General features: G+C 41.5%; 15 protein-coding genes. 11 read left to right on the forward strand and 4 right to left on the reverse strand.

What is annotated here, in order from left to right; genetic code table 11:
• Position 1: 1 nt before the first annotated feature.
• The 4 genes from BUA59_RS06830 (at position 2) to BUA59_RS06845 (ending at position 4,944) form a co-directional block, all read left to right on the forward strand.
• The gene (locus tag BUA59_RS06830; RefSeq protein WP_072838963.1) at positions 2-2,230 is read left to right on the forward strand and encodes an AsmA family protein; all 2,229 of its coding nucleotides are present in this window, start codon (positions 2-4) and stop codon (positions 2,228-2,230) included.
• Between the two features lie 47 nt (positions 2,231-2,277).
• Positions 2,278-3,330 carry an A/G-specific adenine glycosylase gene (gene mutY, locus BUA59_RS06835; RefSeq protein ID WP_072838964.1) on the forward strand — a complete coding sequence of 351 codons (1,053 nt, stop codon included), beginning with the start codon at positions 2,278-2,280 and terminating at the stop codon, positions 3,328-3,330.
• 15 nt (positions 3,331-3,345) lie between these two features.
• On the forward strand, positions 3,346-4,560 hold the full coding sequence (chrA, locus tag BUA59_RS06840; protein ID WP_072838965.1) for a chromate efflux transporter: 1,215 nt from the start codon (positions 3,346-3,348) through the stop codon (positions 4,558-4,560).
• A 99-nt stretch (positions 4,561-4,659) separates the two neighbouring features.
• Entirely contained in the window at positions 4,660-4,944 is a 285-nt protein-coding gene (locus BUA59_RS06845) for an oxidative damage protection protein (protein WP_072838966.1), read from the forward strand.
• A 131-nt stretch (positions 4,945-5,075) separates the two neighbouring features.
• On the opposite strand, the gene BUA59_RS06850 is transcribed toward BUA59_RS06845, so the two are convergent.
• On the reverse strand, positions 5,076-5,498 hold the full coding sequence (locus BUA59_RS06850; RefSeq protein ID WP_072838967.1) for a flagellar basal body-associated FliL family protein: 423 nt from the start codon (positions 5,496-5,498) through the stop codon (positions 5,076-5,078).
• 153 nt (positions 5,499-5,651) lie between these two features.
• On the opposite strand from BUA59_RS06850, the gene BUA59_RS06855 reads away from it, so the two are divergent.
• The 5 genes from BUA59_RS06855 (at position 5,652) to trmB (ending at position 9,124) form a co-directional block, all read left to right on the forward strand.
• Positions 5,652-6,158: a disulfide bond formation protein B gene (locus BUA59_RS06855; RefSeq protein ID WP_072838968.1), complete on the forward strand. Its 507-nt coding sequence runs from the start codon at positions 5,652-5,654 to the stop codon at positions 6,156-6,158.
• Between the two features lie 170 nt (positions 6,159-6,328).
• Positions 6,329-6,799: an Rsd/AlgQ family anti-sigma factor gene (locus BUA59_RS06860; RefSeq protein WP_072838969.1), complete on the forward strand. Its 471-nt coding sequence runs from the start codon at positions 6,329-6,331 to the stop codon at positions 6,797-6,799.
• Positions 6,771-7,754: a WD40 repeat domain-containing protein gene (locus BUA59_RS06865; protein WP_072838970.1), complete on the forward strand. Its 984-nt coding sequence runs from the start codon at positions 6,771-6,773 to the stop codon at positions 7,752-7,754. Before BUA59_RS06860 ends, BUA59_RS06865 begins: the two co-directional genes overlap by 29 nt.
• A 3-nt stretch (positions 7,755-7,757) precedes the next feature.
• Positions 7,758-8,237 (forward strand): DUF423 domain-containing protein, encoded by a 480-nt coding sequence (locus BUA59_RS06870; RefSeq protein WP_084122245.1) that lies wholly within the window; start codon positions 7,758-7,760, stop codon positions 8,235-8,237.
• Positions 8,238-8,410: 173 nt separating this feature from the next.
• Positions 8,411-9,124, forward strand: coding sequence for a tRNA (guanosine(46)-N7)-methyltransferase TrmB (gene trmB, locus BUA59_RS06875; RefSeq protein ID WP_072838971.1), 714 nt, complete (start codon positions 8,411-8,413; stop codon positions 9,122-9,124).
• A 95-nt stretch (positions 9,125-9,219) separates the two neighbouring features.
• On the opposite strand, the gene BUA59_RS06880 is transcribed toward trmB, so the two are convergent.
• The gene (locus BUA59_RS06880; protein ID WP_011978593.1) at positions 9,220-9,618 is read right to left on the reverse strand and encodes an H-NS histone family protein; all 399 of its coding nucleotides are present in this window, start codon (positions 9,616-9,618) and stop codon (positions 9,220-9,222) included.
• Positions 9,619-9,997: 379 nt separating this feature from the next.
• Between BUA59_RS06880 and BUA59_RS06885 the strand changes: the two genes are divergently transcribed.
• Entirely contained in the window at positions 9,998-12,160 is a 2,163-nt protein-coding gene (locus BUA59_RS06885) for a Tex family protein (protein ID WP_072838972.1), read from the forward strand.
• A 151-nt stretch (positions 12,161-12,311) separates the two neighbouring features.
• Here the strand turns inward: BUA59_RS06885 and BUA59_RS06890 are convergent, their stop codons facing one another.
• The gene (locus BUA59_RS06890) at positions 12,312-12,905 is read right to left on the reverse strand and encodes an FMN-dependent NADH-azoreductase (protein WP_072838973.1); all 594 of its coding nucleotides are present in this window, start codon (positions 12,903-12,905) and stop codon (positions 12,312-12,314) included.
• 168 nt (positions 12,906-13,073) lie between these two features.
• Between BUA59_RS06890 and BUA59_RS06895 the strand changes: the two genes are divergently transcribed.
• A complete protein-coding gene (locus tag BUA59_RS06895) occupies positions 13,074-13,994 on the forward strand; it encodes a LysR family transcriptional regulator (protein ID WP_072838974.1) in 921 nt (306 codons plus the stop codon).
• 8 nt (positions 13,995-14,002) lie between these two features.
• On the opposite strand, the gene BUA59_RS06900 is transcribed toward BUA59_RS06895, so the two are convergent.
• Positions 14,003-14,563 carry an MSMEG_1061 family FMN-dependent PPOX-type flavoprotein gene (locus BUA59_RS06900; RefSeq protein ID WP_072838975.1) on the reverse strand — a complete coding sequence of 187 codons (561 nt, stop codon included), beginning with the start codon at positions 14,561-14,563 and terminating at the stop codon, positions 14,003-14,005.
• Positions 14,564-14,846 lie beyond the last annotated feature (283 nt).

Raw genomic sequence — 14,846 nt, forward strand, 5'->3', positions numbered from 1 at the left:
CATGGTTTGGATAAAGCGACTTTCACTGTTGGTGGCTGGTTTATTAGCCGTTGTTGCCATTTTGTTGGCGTATGTCATGTTGTTTGTGAATCCAAATGATTTTAAAGACGAGCTAAAAAGCGTAGCGTTAGAAAAAGCCAATGTTAATTTACGCCTGGATGGTGATATTAGCTGGTCGTTTTTCCCTTGGCTGGGGCTTGGATTGGAAGATATTGGCGTTTCCATAGGCTCTGATCCTGAAATTTTACAATTTGATCGTGCTGAATTTGGCTTGGCGATTCTGCCTTTGTTTGAGCAAAAAATTCAGGTGAACAAAGTGAACTTGGTTAATCTAAAAGCCAGTTTGAACAAAAACGCTCAAGGCCAAGGTAATTGGCAACTAGATTTACCGGACAACTCGCCTGCAGCAAGTTCTTCTGCTTCAACGAACACAGCTTCCAATAATTCTTCTGATAACACAGTTGAAAAAATCAAATTTCCTGATATTCAGTTAGATGAACTACGTATTGAAAATGCGCAAGTGCAATACCGTGATGAACAAACAAAGCAGCTTATTAACGCGACGCTAAACGTACAGTTAAACGATGTTCAATGGGACAAAGCTTGGCCTATGTTGATGGATATCGCCGTGACACAAAGTGATTTACAAGGTAAATCACCAATCAAAGCGAAAGCGACATTAAATGCTAATCTTGCGGTTTTCCCTGAGCGCGAATCTTTGTCGCTAGACTCTTTGGTGTTATCTGGGGAAGTTGAAAGTGATTTGCTACCAACGAGTCCAATCAGCGCCAAACTTAGTGCCACCAATGTCGATCTTGATTTACCGCAAGAGAATGTCTTGGTAGAAGGCTTGGCATTAAGTGTGTTAGGTGTAAATGTTGACGCTAAAATTCAAGCGTATCAAGTGTTGAGCGAACCTCAGTTTTCAACAGTGTTAACGGTAGGGGAGTTTAATCCGCGCTATTTAATGACGCGTTTAAATTTACCTTTGCCTGAAATGTCTGATGATAAAGCGCTGACTAAAGCGCGTGCCAATATAACCCTAGAAGGCAATTTAGATTCGATTACAGCACAGCCAATATCTATTGCGATGGACGACACAAATATTGAAGCCAATGCCGTGGTTGATTTATCGCCTTTGCGTTGGGATGTTAGTGTTGCTGGTAAAAACTTAGACCTAGATCGCTATTTGCCAACGCCTATTGAAAAAGGCAAAGACGGGAAGGTTGAAGCAATAACCAATGTAGATATTGCCGCTAAAGCAGAATCTGGTGACCTGATACCAATCGATTTGATTCGTTCTTTAAATGGTCATGTTGGCGTGCTGTTCGAAAACATTACTGTCAAAAAGTTAAAAATCGACAAAATCGAGCTGGATTCAACTCAGTCGCATGGTTTGGTAAAAGTTTCTCCTCTTCGTGCTTTATTATATAAAGGTAGTGTGTCATCAAAAGCTAGTTTGGATGTACGAGGCATCACGCCAGTGTTTAATATTTCACCGACTATTGATGGCGTACAAATTCAACCTTTGCTTGTCGATTTTATGGACATGAACAAAATTGCGGGTGCTACTTATTTAAATGGTGAGCTTAGTGCCAAGGGCAATAGTCTTGATACTCTAATGGCATCTCTGCAAGGTGACTTATTAATAGATATTAAAAACGGCGCTTTAGTTGGGACCAACCTAACGAAAACGGTATGTGAAGGTATAGCGGCAATTCGTAAGGATAAAATTAATGATCAGCAGTTTGGCCAAGATACCCCGTTTGAAACCATGCGATTTCCTGCTCATATCATTAATGGCAGAGTATCAACTCCAGGTTTAAAAATAAGCTCTGCAGGTATTCAAGTGACGGGTGATGGTGTGGTGTCACTGCCAAATTCCTCTTTAGATTATCAAGCCAATGTGGGGATTGCGGGTAGCGAATTAGATAAAGCCTGTCACGTCAATGAGAAAGTGACTAAGTTAGCATTTCCCATTGTCTGTAAGGGGCAATTTAGTGATGATCCTGCCGGTTTATGTCGTCCTGATATAAAGGGCTTCGGGAAGTTATTTGCTGATTTGGCAGAAGATGAACTGAAACTTAAAGTGGATGCTGAAAAAGCACGACTAAAGGTTAAAGCTGAAGCTGAAAAAGCACGCTTGAAAGCTGAGCTGGAAGAAAAACGCAAAGCAGAAGAAGAAAGGCTTAAGGATAAGCTGAAAGATAAATTAAAGAGTTTGTTCTAATAACTGACGGACTTAAGCACTGATTAAAAATGTAACGTGAGAAATAAATGCAACCAGTTGAAAATTTTGCGCCTCGTGTTCTAGCGTGGTTTGATGAGCACGGGCGTAAAAGCTTGCCTTGGCAAGAGAATAAAACACCTTATCGTGTATGGATTTCTGAAATCATGTTGCAGCAAACGCAAGTGACGACTGTCATTCCTTATTACCACAAATTTATGACATCTTTCCCAACTGTTGAAGCGTTAGCTGAGGCTGAGCAAGACGAAGTGTTAGCGCACTGGAGTGGTCTAGGTTATTACGCTCGGGCGCGCAATATGCATAAAGCAGCAAAAATGCTGGTGGATGAATTCGACAGTGAGTTCCCACAGACTGTTGAAGGTGTTTGTGAATTACCGGGCATTGGTCGTTCTACTGCAGCGGCGATTTTATCTATTTCCCGCGGTGTTCAAGCGGCGATTTTAGACGGCAATGTAAAGCGTGTTTTGGCGCGCTTCCATGCAGTGCCAACTTGGCCCGGCGATAAGAAAACCGAAAATGCCATGTGGGACTTGGCTGAGTGTTATATGCCAAACGAGCGTTGTGGCGATTACACACAAGCTATGATGGATTTAGGTGCGACACTTTGTACTCGTTCTAAACCGCAATGTTTGCTTTGTCCGCTACAAGGCGACTGCCAGGCTCGTTTCAGCCAAGATCCAACGCAATTTCCTATTCGTAAACCGAAAAAAGCCGCTAAGCCAGAGAAGAGTATTCAGTTGCTGGTGTTGATGAATCAACAAGGGCAATGGTTACTAGAGAAGCGTCCTTCTACTGGAATTTGGGGTGGGCTTTGGAGTTTGCCAGAGCTTGCTTTCGATGAATCTGTGGTACTGCATATTGAGCAGCGATTTGCTACGCAAGTCGAAGCTGTAACACCTCTGTCATCTTTTAGACATACTTTTAGTCATTATCATTTGGATATTTCGCCAAGCCACATTCAAATTGCCGACACGAAGTTGGTAATGGAAGGTGAGAAATACCAATGGTTCAACCAACAAAATGCCATGGCGCAAGGGTTGCCGGCGCCAGTGAGAAGTATTTTGGAACAATTGAATAACTAGCTTGAGATCATTCATATGATGGTAGATAAAAACCTCTCATATTTTAAACGCGTAGCAGAGGTATTTGTCTCTTTCTTGTTATTAGGTTTTACCAGTTTTGGTGGGCCTGCTGCTCACCTTGGTTACTTCAACCAAACCTTTATTAAACGCAAACAATGGGCGAGTGAAACCCAGTATGCTCAATGGGTAGCGCTTAGTCAGATCGTGCCGGGACCAGGCTCTAGTCAAGTTGGTTTTGCCTTAGGCTATCATCGTGCGGGATTGCTTGGAGCGGTGGCGGCATTTATTGCTTTCACCTTGCCGTCTTTTGTTGTCATGGTGTTACTGGCTCGATTTGGTAATCACTGGCAGGGCAATGTCTTTTTTGATGGTTCAGTTCATGCCTTAAAGCTTTTAGCGGTTGTCGTGGTCGCAGATGCTTGTATCAGTATGTGGCGGTCTTTTTGTCAGAGTAAAATGATGGCTGGGCTGGCGTTATTCAGTGCGGCGTTTATTATCTTGTCGCCTTCTGGTTTTGCTAGTTTGACAGTTCTGCTAATCGCTGTGTTTTTTGGCATGTTAGCAAGGCCTTCTATTGTTCCAACCGCTTCTGAGTCTTTGCCTAAAGTGCGTTTTGCATGGTGCTTTTTTATCATTGCTGTCGTGGGCTTTGTTGTTAGTTTTTTTCTAGATAGCGGATTAAGCGGTTTGTTCGCAAACTTTTATCGAGCGGGAGCGTTAGTATTTGGCGGCGGGCACGTGGTACTGCCAATGTTGTCGGCGTTTGTACTTACTCCAGAATCTTATGTAGACCCTACGTTAGCAGTGATTGGTGAATCGAATTTGCTTTTAGGTTACGCTGCCGCTCAAGCGGTTCCAGGCCCTATGTTTACCATGGCGAGTTTTTTAGGTGCTTCGGTGACTCCAAAAAGTGACAATATTTGGTTATGGGCTGGTGTAGCTACCTTAGCTGTATTTCTGTCTGGTCTATTGTTGATGTTAAGTGCGCAAGCTGCGTGGCAACGCTTGTCTCATTACGTTCTGTTTCGTTCTGCTGTGGCGAGCTTAAATGCAGCAGTGGTCGGGATTTTGTTAGCTGCCTTATATTATCCGATTGGCACATCGAGTTTGCTTGGTTGGATGGATGTTGCCATTACTGGATTTGGATTGGCTTGGTTGATCTACAGGCGACCTTCGATTTTTTCATTGATTATTGTGTTTATCATTGTTGGGCTAATTCGAAGTTTATAAGGTTGCTGAATTTACACGCTGATTAAAGGTTTTGACCTTGAATTCTCTAGTGTTAACGCCATTATTCACCCTATACATTTATGATGGCGAGAGATTCTTATGGCGAATACTGTATTTTGTAAAAAGTTTAAGAAAGATATGGAAGCGTTAGATCGCGCGCCATTGCCCGGAGCGAAAGGCCAAGAGATCCTACAAAACGTTTCTAAGCAGGCTTGGCAAGAATGGCAGCAGCTTCAGACAATGATGATCAATGAAAAACAACTTAACTTGATGCAACCTGAATCACGCAAATATGTGATGGAACAGATGGATAAGTTTTTCAATAACGAAGCGACGGATAAGCTGGCGGGATATGTTGATCCTGATGATATTAAAGAACTCTAAGAAAGTCTTTTTCATGAAGTCGTGAAAATATTGTTTTAAGCAAGCAGACACAAAAAAATGCCCCTGATTAAATTATTTAACCAGGGGCATTTTTTTGTGTCAGCTTAATCGTCAAACGAGTATAAATTCGTTTATTGAGTGACAAAGCTAGCGAATAAAATATCTTTTACCGGTTCTAATCCAGTTTCTACTTTTAAAGCACCGTTTACTGCAATGGCGGCTTCTTCACGTGTTTTCTCACGTGCTACTGCTCCAGTAACTTGCTCCGTGGTACGAGAGCTAAGAAACATCACTAATGCATCTCTGACTAAAGGCATATTAGCTTCAATTAAGTCTTTCTTCGTCTCGTCAGTACGAATACTAATACTAGTTTTTATATATTTGAGTCGGGCATCGTCGCCAAGGTGATTGACTACAAAAGTGGGTTTCAGCTCTATATAAGCGGCAGCTGGTGCTGCTTCGTCTGCGGCATAACCTGTAATACCTGTAAGGCTGCATAGTAAGAGTAGAGTAAATAGGCGTAATTTATGGCATAAGGGCATCATCAATGACATGTTAGGTTCTCGTATTCATTCCAATAGACAGTATACTAACTGTCATTAAAGCTTGCTGTCAGTAGTAATTTCGCACTTTACTGTTTTACTGTTGTCGTAAGTTACATTATTCAATTAAAAATGTCCGTTTAGTAAGTTTAGGAATCTTTATCTATGTTCACGTTTTTATCTGCTCGTCGCTTTCATGGTTTGGTTGCGTTCGCAGCTTTTGCGCTTTTAGCTGTGGCTTTTTATATGGAATATCAAATGGGGTTAGAGCCCTGTCCCTTATGCATGCTGCAGCGTATTGTGTTTTTCTGTGTTGGTGTAGTGTCCTTGATATCTGCTTTAACGGCGAGTGAAAAAGCGCGGAAAGTATTTTCTTGGTTGGTGGTTGTTTTATCTTTTGCCGGTGCAGCTTTAGCAATCCGTCATTTATATTTGCAAAGCTTACCAATGGACGAATTGCCAGCTTGTTTGCCGGGATTAAGTTATATGTTTGAGGTCTTTCCATGGCAAGAAATTATGCAAGCTATGGTGATGGGAACTGGTGAATGTGGTGATGTGGTTTGGACCTTGTTTGGCATTAGTATTCCTGGTTGGACATTGGTTGCTTTTATTGGTATGGCGATCATTAATATCGTTATCGCATTGCGAGCTAACAAAAAAATATCCGTATAAACGAGACATTTTTGCCTGTTTAAACAAAGTTTTGACAGGCACAGTAATCATATAAAGTTCTCTAAAAAGGTTACAAATCCCTTAAGTTATCGTCTTGCAGGGGGTAACGTATCGGAATATGCTTGAGACAAAGATTACTAATAATAATTAACGCCTGATGGAGTCTGCATATGTTAGAAGGTTGTAAAACAGCCCAAGAGCGATGGGGCGGAGTGCACATCATTATTGATCGTTGGTTAGGGCAGCGTCGACAATTGCTGGAGATGGGGATTTATTTGCGTGAGCGCGGTGAATTTACGCCGACTGATACTCCTAAAATCCAATCATTTTGTGAGCAGCTGGTGGATTATGTCTCTGCTGGCCACTTTACTGTCTATGAGCAGTTAGCGTTAGAAGCGAAAGAGTTTCATGACGATGGCGCTGTTGTTTTATTGCGCGAATTGTTGCCTCTTATTGATAGCACAACGGAAGTAGCTATTGAATTTAACGACAAATATGACACTAAAGAACATTGTAATGCTCAGCTTGAGGCCTTGCCTTTTTCATTGCAGGCTTTGGCTGTCGTAATGGCAGAACGATTCCAATATGAAGATCAGTTGATTAAGGAATTACATGAAGCGCACAGTGAAAAAAGCGTTTGAGCTTGGTTTAATTGCTTTCTGTTCCGCAGCTTTATTGTCTTGCTCAGCAGAAGCGCCAGTTCGAACTGCTCAATATGCTGTGCAGGGTTTGTTTTCTGCCGTTCTCAGTGATGACGGCGCCACTGCTTTAGTTGGTTCCATTCAGCATGGCGGTAGTTTTTGGGTAAATGCCGTCAATGAACGTCGTTTTAACTGGAATCATGCTAAAGGTGAGTATTCATCCTTGCTTGGTGTCGATATTGACCCAAGCGGGCAATTTGCAGCAACTGGCGGCGCTCGTTCGTTAGTTCTATGGAATACCGCAACAGGTAAATCTGATGGTTTCTGGACGACGCCAGGTGACATTCAATCTCTAAAACTTACCCAGAACGGTGATTATGCTTTAGTTGGCTTAAATGACCAGACTGCTCGTTTTTTTGATATTAAGCGTGGCGGTATCAAGCAAACGTTACGAACAGGTTCAACAGTTCGTGCTGTCGATGTGACGCCAGATGGAATGCTGGGTATTACAGGTGATGATTCTTCTAATGTCACCTTGTGGGATATGCAAACCGGTGAAAAGAAATATCAATGGCCTCTAAGTAATGACATTGCTAGTGTGGCTTTATCGGCCGATGGTAAATATGCGTTTGGTGCTGCTCAACTAGGAAATGCAAAAATTTGGTCTACTAAAACAGGCAAAGAGCTTACCAAAATCGACACCGGGGCTCTTAAGTACCGCAATGTCACCATCAGTCAGGCGGTTTTTTCAAAAGATGACAGATCCATTCTTATTGGTGAAGTGAATAGTCGAGTGTCTTTGGTTCAAGTCAGTACAGGAGTTGTCCAAAAAGAGTGGGAGATTTTTACTCCAAAGAGTCGACCGAGTGGCGCTAGTGTTTTAGCTCTGGCTTTTGGTTCAGGTAATCGTTATTACGCCATTGGTAGTAATGGTTATTTAAACGTATTGGAATAATCTATGTCTTATAACGACGTTGAGTCGCCTTCATCTCTTTCAAAGCAAGAATTGGCTAAGAAAGAACCGGCCAAACAAGACCATGCAACAAAAGTATCAGCACGATTGCCTTTGAAATGGGGCGGTTTTTTTGCTGCCCAAGCTTTTATATCGGTTGCCGCTGGTGCATTTGGTGCTCATGCTTTGACCAGTATACTAGACTTGAAAGCGTTAGGCTGGTGGCACACTGCAAGCCAATACCTTATGTATCATGCTTTAGCTGGATTGGTGGTGGTTGCCTTATCTGCTTATTTATCTTCAGCTAAAAGCATACTACTGCTTCTTTGTATTGGTAATATTTTATTTGCCGGTAGTCTATATGTCATGGCTTTAACGGGTTACACATTGTTAGGAGCAGTGACTCCTCTCGGCGGTTTATGCTACCTCATTGCTTGGGGGCTTTTGGTGCTGAACTTTTGGCGTTCAAGTCACCAAAAGTCATAGACAATGGGACTTTAGGTCTTAATAAACTAACCGACAAAAGCAGGACATCAAATGTTTTTTCCGGTAGGATAACGCCCCGCTAGTCTTACCCAAAAGACATGATTGACCTAAATCGAACGAATTAGGTCGGTGTAGGCTCATCAAAATAGAACACACTTAAGTGATATTTAACCATGCAAGAGCAAGAAACAAATACTCAAGAACCTATCAAGAAACGCACCATTCGTAGCTTTGTTGTACGTGGTGGTCGCATGACTGAAGGTCAACAAAAGAACTACGATGCGAACTGGGCCGTTTACGGTTTAGATCTTGCTGATGGGCGAATTGATTACGCAACCGTATTTGGTCGTGAATCAGATGTGGTGCTTGAAGTAGGTTTTGGTATGGGAGCTTCGCTTGTCGAGATGGCAAAAAATGCTCCAGAGAAAGATTTTATCGGTATTGAAGTTCACCCACCGGGTGTTGCTAAACTGATGATGCTGGCAAAAGAGGAAGGCATTACTAATTTACGTGTTTATTGTGATGATGCGATTGAAGTTATGGCGAACTGTTTACCACAGAAAGCAGCCAGTGCATTTCAGTTGTTTTTCCCAGACCCTTGGCACAAGAAGAAGCACAATAAACGCCGTATCGTTCAGCCTTTGTTTGCTCAGCAAGTAGCAAATGTATTAAAAGAAGGCGGACACTTTCACATGGCAACAGATTGGCAGCCTTATGCCGAGCATATGATGGAAGTAATGGAAGTCCAAGGTGGCTATCAGAATGCGGCTGGTAAAGGCTTGTATCACCCTCGCCCTGAATGGCGTCCACTGACAAAGTTTGAACAGCGTGGTGAGCGTTTAGGTCACGGTGTATGGGATCTGATCTATACGAAACAAAGTAGCTAAGCGCTCTTATTTTTAGACCAAAAATAGATTTAGCCAATAAAAAAGCGACTCAATGAGTCGCTTTTTTATTATTCATATAAAGCTAGAATCAAAAATTATTTGATTTCTACACTTTCACGGCTGTTGCCAGCATCAAAGTATTCTTGGAATACTTTTGGTGTGCGGCCACGGCCAGTCCATTCGTGAGTCTCACCAGCTACTGTTAAGCGGTATTTAGGCTCAACAGTTTTGCCTTTTGTCGCGCCAGCTTTTGGAGTAGTTAGTAATGCTACTTCTTCCATTGTTAAGCCGCTTTTAGCGATTAGGTTTGCAATTTCTTCAGCGCGAGCAGATTTTAGTGCTTGCTCTGCGTCACGAGCCGCTTCTTCTTCTTTTGCTTTTTCAAGCGCATTGTTGAAGCCTGCAATTAGGTTTTCAAGTTGAGCAACGCTTAGCTCTTTTGCTGCTGCGCGTGCTTTTGCTTTATTGCCTGCTAATTCTAGTAATAAACTCATTGGTGTCCCCTATTTATCTGTTAAGAACTGATTGTCTCTGAATAACTAGTTGGTCCTGCACTGAAAAAATAGATCCGTCTTTTATGCTCAGTGGTATGTGTTAAAATTAATAAATTTGAAAATTCCATAAGATTGGAAAAAATAAAACGCTTTCTTAGGTTGATAGTGAATCTGAACCAGATGAAAAAAGTGTTTTATCTTATGCTACAAATTCAATAATAATTCATACCGTAAAAAAACATTGAATTGATATCAGTACATTGTGATGTAATTTTATACTATTTCAAGTTTGTGTGTGGATTTTAATAAAAAACAACCTAACATGCTAATCAAATAACGTGTTTAATCTGTTAGAAAAGTGTAAACAATAGGGTAATAAATGAATTCCATATCAGATAACCTAAGCTTAGAGTTTTCTATATTAAAAAAATACAGCAATAATATTATTCAATTATTTGAAGAAGGTGCAACTGTTCCATTCATCGCTCGGTATAGAAAAGAAAATACAGGCGGCATGAGTGATCAGGATTTGCGATCTTTTTACGATAGATGGCAGTATTTAGTTGAATTAAAAAAGCGCAAAGAAAGCATTCTTGCGTTATTAGCTGAAGATTCAAATGTCTCCGATTCCATAAGAAAAAAAATACAAAATGCCGTCTCTAAAAATGAGCTCGAGGACTTGTACTCGCCATTTAAGAAAACCCGTAAGACAAAAGCAGATGAGGCTAGGGAGCAAGGGCTTCAGCCTTTAGCGGCTTTAGTATGGTCAGGCCAGCGCTCTGATACCTTGTCTGCAATTGATGCATGGTGTAAGCAGAATAATATTGTAATATCGGCAGAGTCTGCTTTAGAGGGTGTAGCTGAAATATTGAATGAAGCTATTGCCAATGACAGTGATGTTCTAAAAAAAGGTCGTGCAGTATTGCTCAAAGATGGTCTTTTAACCAGTAGAGTTCTGCGAGGTAAAAAGGAGCAAGGTGAGAAATTCCGTGATTACTTTGATTACCAAGAAGCGATAAATAAAGTGCCTTCTCATCGTTTGCTTGCTCTCTTTCGAGGAAAAAAAGAGTCGATATTAAAACTGAGTGTTTCTTTGAAGAATGAGAAAAATTATCCTGACGTATTAATCTTTCCTCATCTTAATCAATTGCTTGATGCAAACTTACCAGAATCTCATCGAGTAACGCCTTTGCAGCGTAAGTATTTAAATCTGGCTTGGGAAAATAAACTTCTGCCAAAACTAGAAACCGATGTTCTTTCTCAATTGAAAGATCGAGCTGAAGAAGGTGCTATTCAGGTTTTTGCTGATAATCTACAAGATTTATTAATGGCTGCACCTGCAGGAGCGCATCGAGTATTAGGTGTTGATCCTGGTTTTCGCAACGGCGTTAAATTGGCGGTTATCGACGAGCAAGGTTCTTTGCTTGATCACGGTGTTATTTACCCTCATGGACCTCAGAATCGTACACAAGAAGCTAGCGCAATACTCTCTCAGCTGATTCACAAACATAATATTGGTTGGGTAGCGATTGGTAACGGTACTGCTTCACGAGAGACTGAAGCACTAGTAAGAGCGCTTATTACCGAATCGAATCTAGATTGTCGAGCTGTGGTGGTGAGTGAGGCTGGAGCTTCTGTATATTCTGCTTCACCAATAGCGATACTAGAATTTCCTGATTTAGATGTCACTATACGAGGAGCGGTATCTATTGCTCGTCGTTTTCAAGATCCGCTTGCTGAATTGGTGAAAATTGATCCTCAGGCTATTGGGGTTGGCCAATATCAGCATGACGTCAAAGTAACCTTACTGTCTAAGTCGCTTGCAAACGTAGTAGAAGATTGTGTTAACCGCGTTGGCGTGGATATTAACCTCGCTTCGGTTTCTTTATTGTCTTACGTTTCTGGCTTAACCAGTCGCTTAGCGCAAAATATCGTGGATTACCGTCAGCAGAAAGGCCGAATCGAATCTAGAAGTGAGCTGTTAAAGATAAAAGGCATCGGAGATAAATGCTTCGAGCAGTGTGCTGGTTTTTTAAGAATACTAAATGGTAAAGAAGCATTAGATCAGTCTGGTGTGCATCCTGAATCCTACCCATTAGTTCAAAAAATGGCCGCGCAATTAAAGCTAAAAGCAAATGACTTGCTTAATAACAGTAGTGCTTTACAGCAGCTAAAGCAGTTAGCCCCAAGCTTTGTCCAAGCAGGAGATTTTACTTATACGGATATTCTTAATGAGCTTGCCAAGCCAGGTCGAGATCCACGTCCAGAGTTTCGTTATGCGTCTTTTGATCATAGCGTTCAAAAGCTTGAAGATGTGAAAGAAGGCATGACGTTAGAAGGCGTTGTGACTAACGTAGCGGCATTTGGTGCTTTTGTAGATTTGGGTGTGCATCAAGACGGATTGATCCATATCTCGCAATTGGCAGATCGATTTGTTAAAGACCCAAGGGATTTAGTTCGAGTGGGGCAAGTGGTCAATGTTACAGTGTTAGAAGTTGACGTACAGCGTAAGCGCATTGCCCTGAAAGCTAATGGGCTTTGATGCAATTCAATTGTTTGTTAGGGGATCCCGACAAGACTGTTGATATTTATGTTAGTTAGATAATTTCCACAAAAAAACCGATTATAAGACTCTAATCGGTTTTTTTTTGAGTAACCAATAACATTAACTTAAAAGGGATTAAAAATTAATGTTAAACAGCTACTGCAATTTGTGATTTGGCTTGGTTGAAAGCTTCTTCACCTGGTGCGCCCATCGCTTGACCGCCAGCGATGAAAGTCTCTTTCACGTTTAGACCAATGAAACCTAGGAATGTTTGGATATGTGGCACTTGGTGATCAACTGGAGCGCCAGCTAGGAAGCTACCACTTGCAGCAAAGATGTAAGCATCTTTGTTTACAAGGCCAACAGGTCCAGTTTCTGTGTATTTAAACGTACGGCCAGCACGAGCAATATAGTCAAAGTAAGACTTCAGCGTAGAAGGAATGCCGAAGTTGTACATAGGAGCTGAAACGATCACTACGTCAGCAGCTTCTAGTTCAGTAATCAGTTCATCACCAATCGCAACAATAGCTTGTTGTTCAGCAGAACGGTTTTCTTCTGGAGTAAACAGTGCGCCTAATGTTTCGCCTGTGAAGTGAGGTAGTGGGTTCGCAGTTACATCGCGAGCAACGACTTTACCTTCTGGGTTTTTTGCCAACCATTTTTCAACAAACTCGTTTGCTAGTTGACGTGATTTAGAGTTTTCGCCAGAAGCGCTAGAGTCGATACGTAGTAAAGTAGCCATTGTAATAATTTCTCCTCGGTAATCTTAAGTGAGCCAAGATGGCCCGTCACTTGATAATGAGGCTATCTTATTACCAAGTAATTCGATTAAAAAGCGACATTTTTTGGAGATATTGATCGAAAAATACGATACATTAATTATCCATGTATTCTATATAAGAGAATTATCTTGAAAGCCCCGAGAGTAACGTTAGAGCAATGGCGCGTTTTGCAATCTGTTGTGGACAAAGGTGGTTTTGCCCAAGCCGCAGAAGCACTCCATAAAAGCCAATCTTCAGTTAGCTACACAGTCGCAAAGCTTCAAGAGCAGCTAGGCTATCCGTTGCTGATTATCGAAGGGCGAAAAGCCAAACTTACTGAGCGCGGTGAAGTCTTGTTACGTCGTTCACGGCATTTATTAAAAGAAGCAGTAGATCTAGAAGAGCTAGCTCACACACTTGGCCAAGGTTGGGAGCCTGAATTAGAATTAGTGGTCGATCAAGCCTTTCCAACACCGGCTTTGTTACGTGCCTTGCAAGCTTTTGAGCCACAAAGCCAAGGAACGCAAGTGCAATTAAAAGAAGCTGTATTAAGCGGAGGAGAAGAAGCACTACGAAAAGGCAGTCCAGACTTAGTGCTTAGCGCTATTGTTCCAAAAGGTTATTTGGCCGATCCCATTGTTGAAGTTGAAATGATCGCAGTAGCGGCTACGAGCCACCCTTTGCATCAAGAGGCGGATCCAATTAATAACGAGCGCTTGAGTCGAGAGCTACAGATCGTCATACGAGATTCAGCATCAGAAACCTCTATTGATGCGGGTTGGTTGGGCACCGACAGACGATGGACGGTATCGAGTGTGCAATCCGCTTTAGAAATAGTGACTAGCGGTATAGGCTTTGCGTGGCTACCAAAGGCAGATTTAGAATACGCCTTGCAAAGTGGAAAACTTAAAAAATTGAAATTGATTTCTGGTAGTGAGCGAAGTTTCCACATGTTTGCTATCTTTGGGAAAGGTGAACGAACAGGTCCAGCTACGAGGCTTCTAGTAGAACTCCTTCAAGCGGAGTGCAATGCTTGTCCAAGACGTTCAGCCATTCCGCCATTACCTTAGACCAAGCATCAACTTGATGCTTGGGTTTGATCTTGAATGATGTTCAAAAGTGAAGGCAGAAATGAACGTTCCACTTTATTTGTTTCGCTCCAAAGCTTTGCAACGGCAATGGCTTTGGGGCAATGAAAAAGTAATTTATGTACGCTTATTTTAACCACCAGTTTTGGCGGCTTATTATTTTCAACAAATAAATCTAGTGTTTCGTTATCTGAGTGTAGGCTAGCAGTGCCTTTTATACGCACAACTTCACCGATACCAGGAATCATAAAAAGTAGACCAACTTTTGGTCTTTCTACGATGTTTCTCAAACTATCTAAGCGATTGTTACCAGCCGTGTCTGCGAACGCTATGGTCTTTGAATCCAGCACTTTAACAAACCCCGCATCACCGCCACGAGGTGAAACATCTGCGAATCCATTCTTATCCGATGTTGACATGATAATAAAAGGACAGTGCTCTATGAAGGTGATTGAGTGTTGTTCTAGTTCATCAATCTCTTTTTTTAATGCTAAAGGATGTGCCTCGTTATAAAGCTCATCAAGTTGCTTCGGTTCGCTGATTTGACTCATGCTAATCCTTTACTTTGGTGATGTGTAAACCATTTGATAATGGTTTTTATTAATATTAAGGCGATATTTTATACTGGTAATGCCGTAATGTAACGCATCAACATCATATTGATTATTTCCTGACAATCTTTGTTTTTGCTTTGCCTAGAAGCGTTTAAAATCATCGATTTATGATTTTTTATAAAAATTGTCATTTTTTTTGTGACAATTTGGGTTGTGACGGTTTAGGCAAAAAGGTCTAATAGCTTTTATCAGTAATATTCATTATTTATTTAAAGACGCC

This window comes from Marinomonas polaris DSM 16579, from assembly GCF_900129155.1.
In the GTDB taxonomy this organism is placed as follows: Bacteria; Pseudomonadota; Gammaproteobacteria; order Pseudomonadales; family Marinomonadaceae; genus Marinomonas; species Marinomonas polaris.

Bases quoted from the DNA above. Each gene is read 5' to 3' on its own strand.
- BUA59_RS06830 (WP_072838963.1), top strand. From the start codon at position 2: ATGGTTTGGATAAAGCGACTTTCACTGTTGGTGGCTGGTTTATTAGCC.
- mutY (WP_072838964.1), top strand. From the start codon at position 2,278: ATGCAACCAGTTGAAAATTTTGCGCCTCGTGTTCTAGCGTGGTTTGAT.
- chrA (WP_072838965.1), top strand. From the start codon at position 3,346: ATGATGGTAGATAAAAACCTCTCATATTTTAAACGCGTAGCAGAGGTA.
- BUA59_RS06845 (WP_072838966.1), top strand. From the start codon at position 4,660: ATGGCGAATACTGTATTTTGTAAAAAGTTTAAGAAAGATATGGAAGCG.
- BUA59_RS06850 (WP_072838967.1), bottom strand. From the start codon at position 5,498: ATGTCATTGATGATGCCCTTATGCCATAAATTACGCCTATTTACTCTA.
- BUA59_RS06855 (WP_072838968.1), top strand. From the start codon at position 5,652: ATGTTCACGTTTTTATCTGCTCGTCGCTTTCATGGTTTGGTTGCGTTC.
- BUA59_RS06860 (WP_072838969.1), top strand. From the start codon at position 6,329: ATGTTAGAAGGTTGTAAAACAGCCCAAGAGCGATGGGGCGGAGTGCAC.
- BUA59_RS06865 (WP_072838970.1), top strand. From the start codon at position 6,771: ATGAAGCGCACAGTGAAAAAAGCGTTTGAGCTTGGTTTAATTGCTTTC.
- BUA59_RS06870 (WP_084122245.1), top strand. From the start codon at position 7,758: ATGTCTTATAACGACGTTGAGTCGCCTTCATCTCTTTCAAAGCAAGAA.
- trmB (WP_072838971.1), top strand. From the start codon at position 8,411: ATGCAAGAGCAAGAAACAAATACTCAAGAACCTATCAAGAAACGCACC.
- BUA59_RS06880 (WP_011978593.1), bottom strand. From the start codon at position 9,618: ATGAGTTTATTACTAGAATTAGCAGGCAATAAAGCAAAAGCACGCGCA.
- BUA59_RS06885 (WP_072838972.1), top strand. From the start codon at position 9,998: ATGAATTCCATATCAGATAACCTAAGCTTAGAGTTTTCTATATTAAAA.
- BUA59_RS06890 (WP_072838973.1), bottom strand. From the start codon at position 12,905: ATGGCTACTTTACTACGTATCGACTCTAGCGCTTCTGGCGAAAACTCT.
- BUA59_RS06900 (WP_072838975.1), bottom strand. From the start codon at position 14,563: ATGAGTCAAATCAGCGAACCGAAGCAACTTGATGAGCTTTATAACGAG.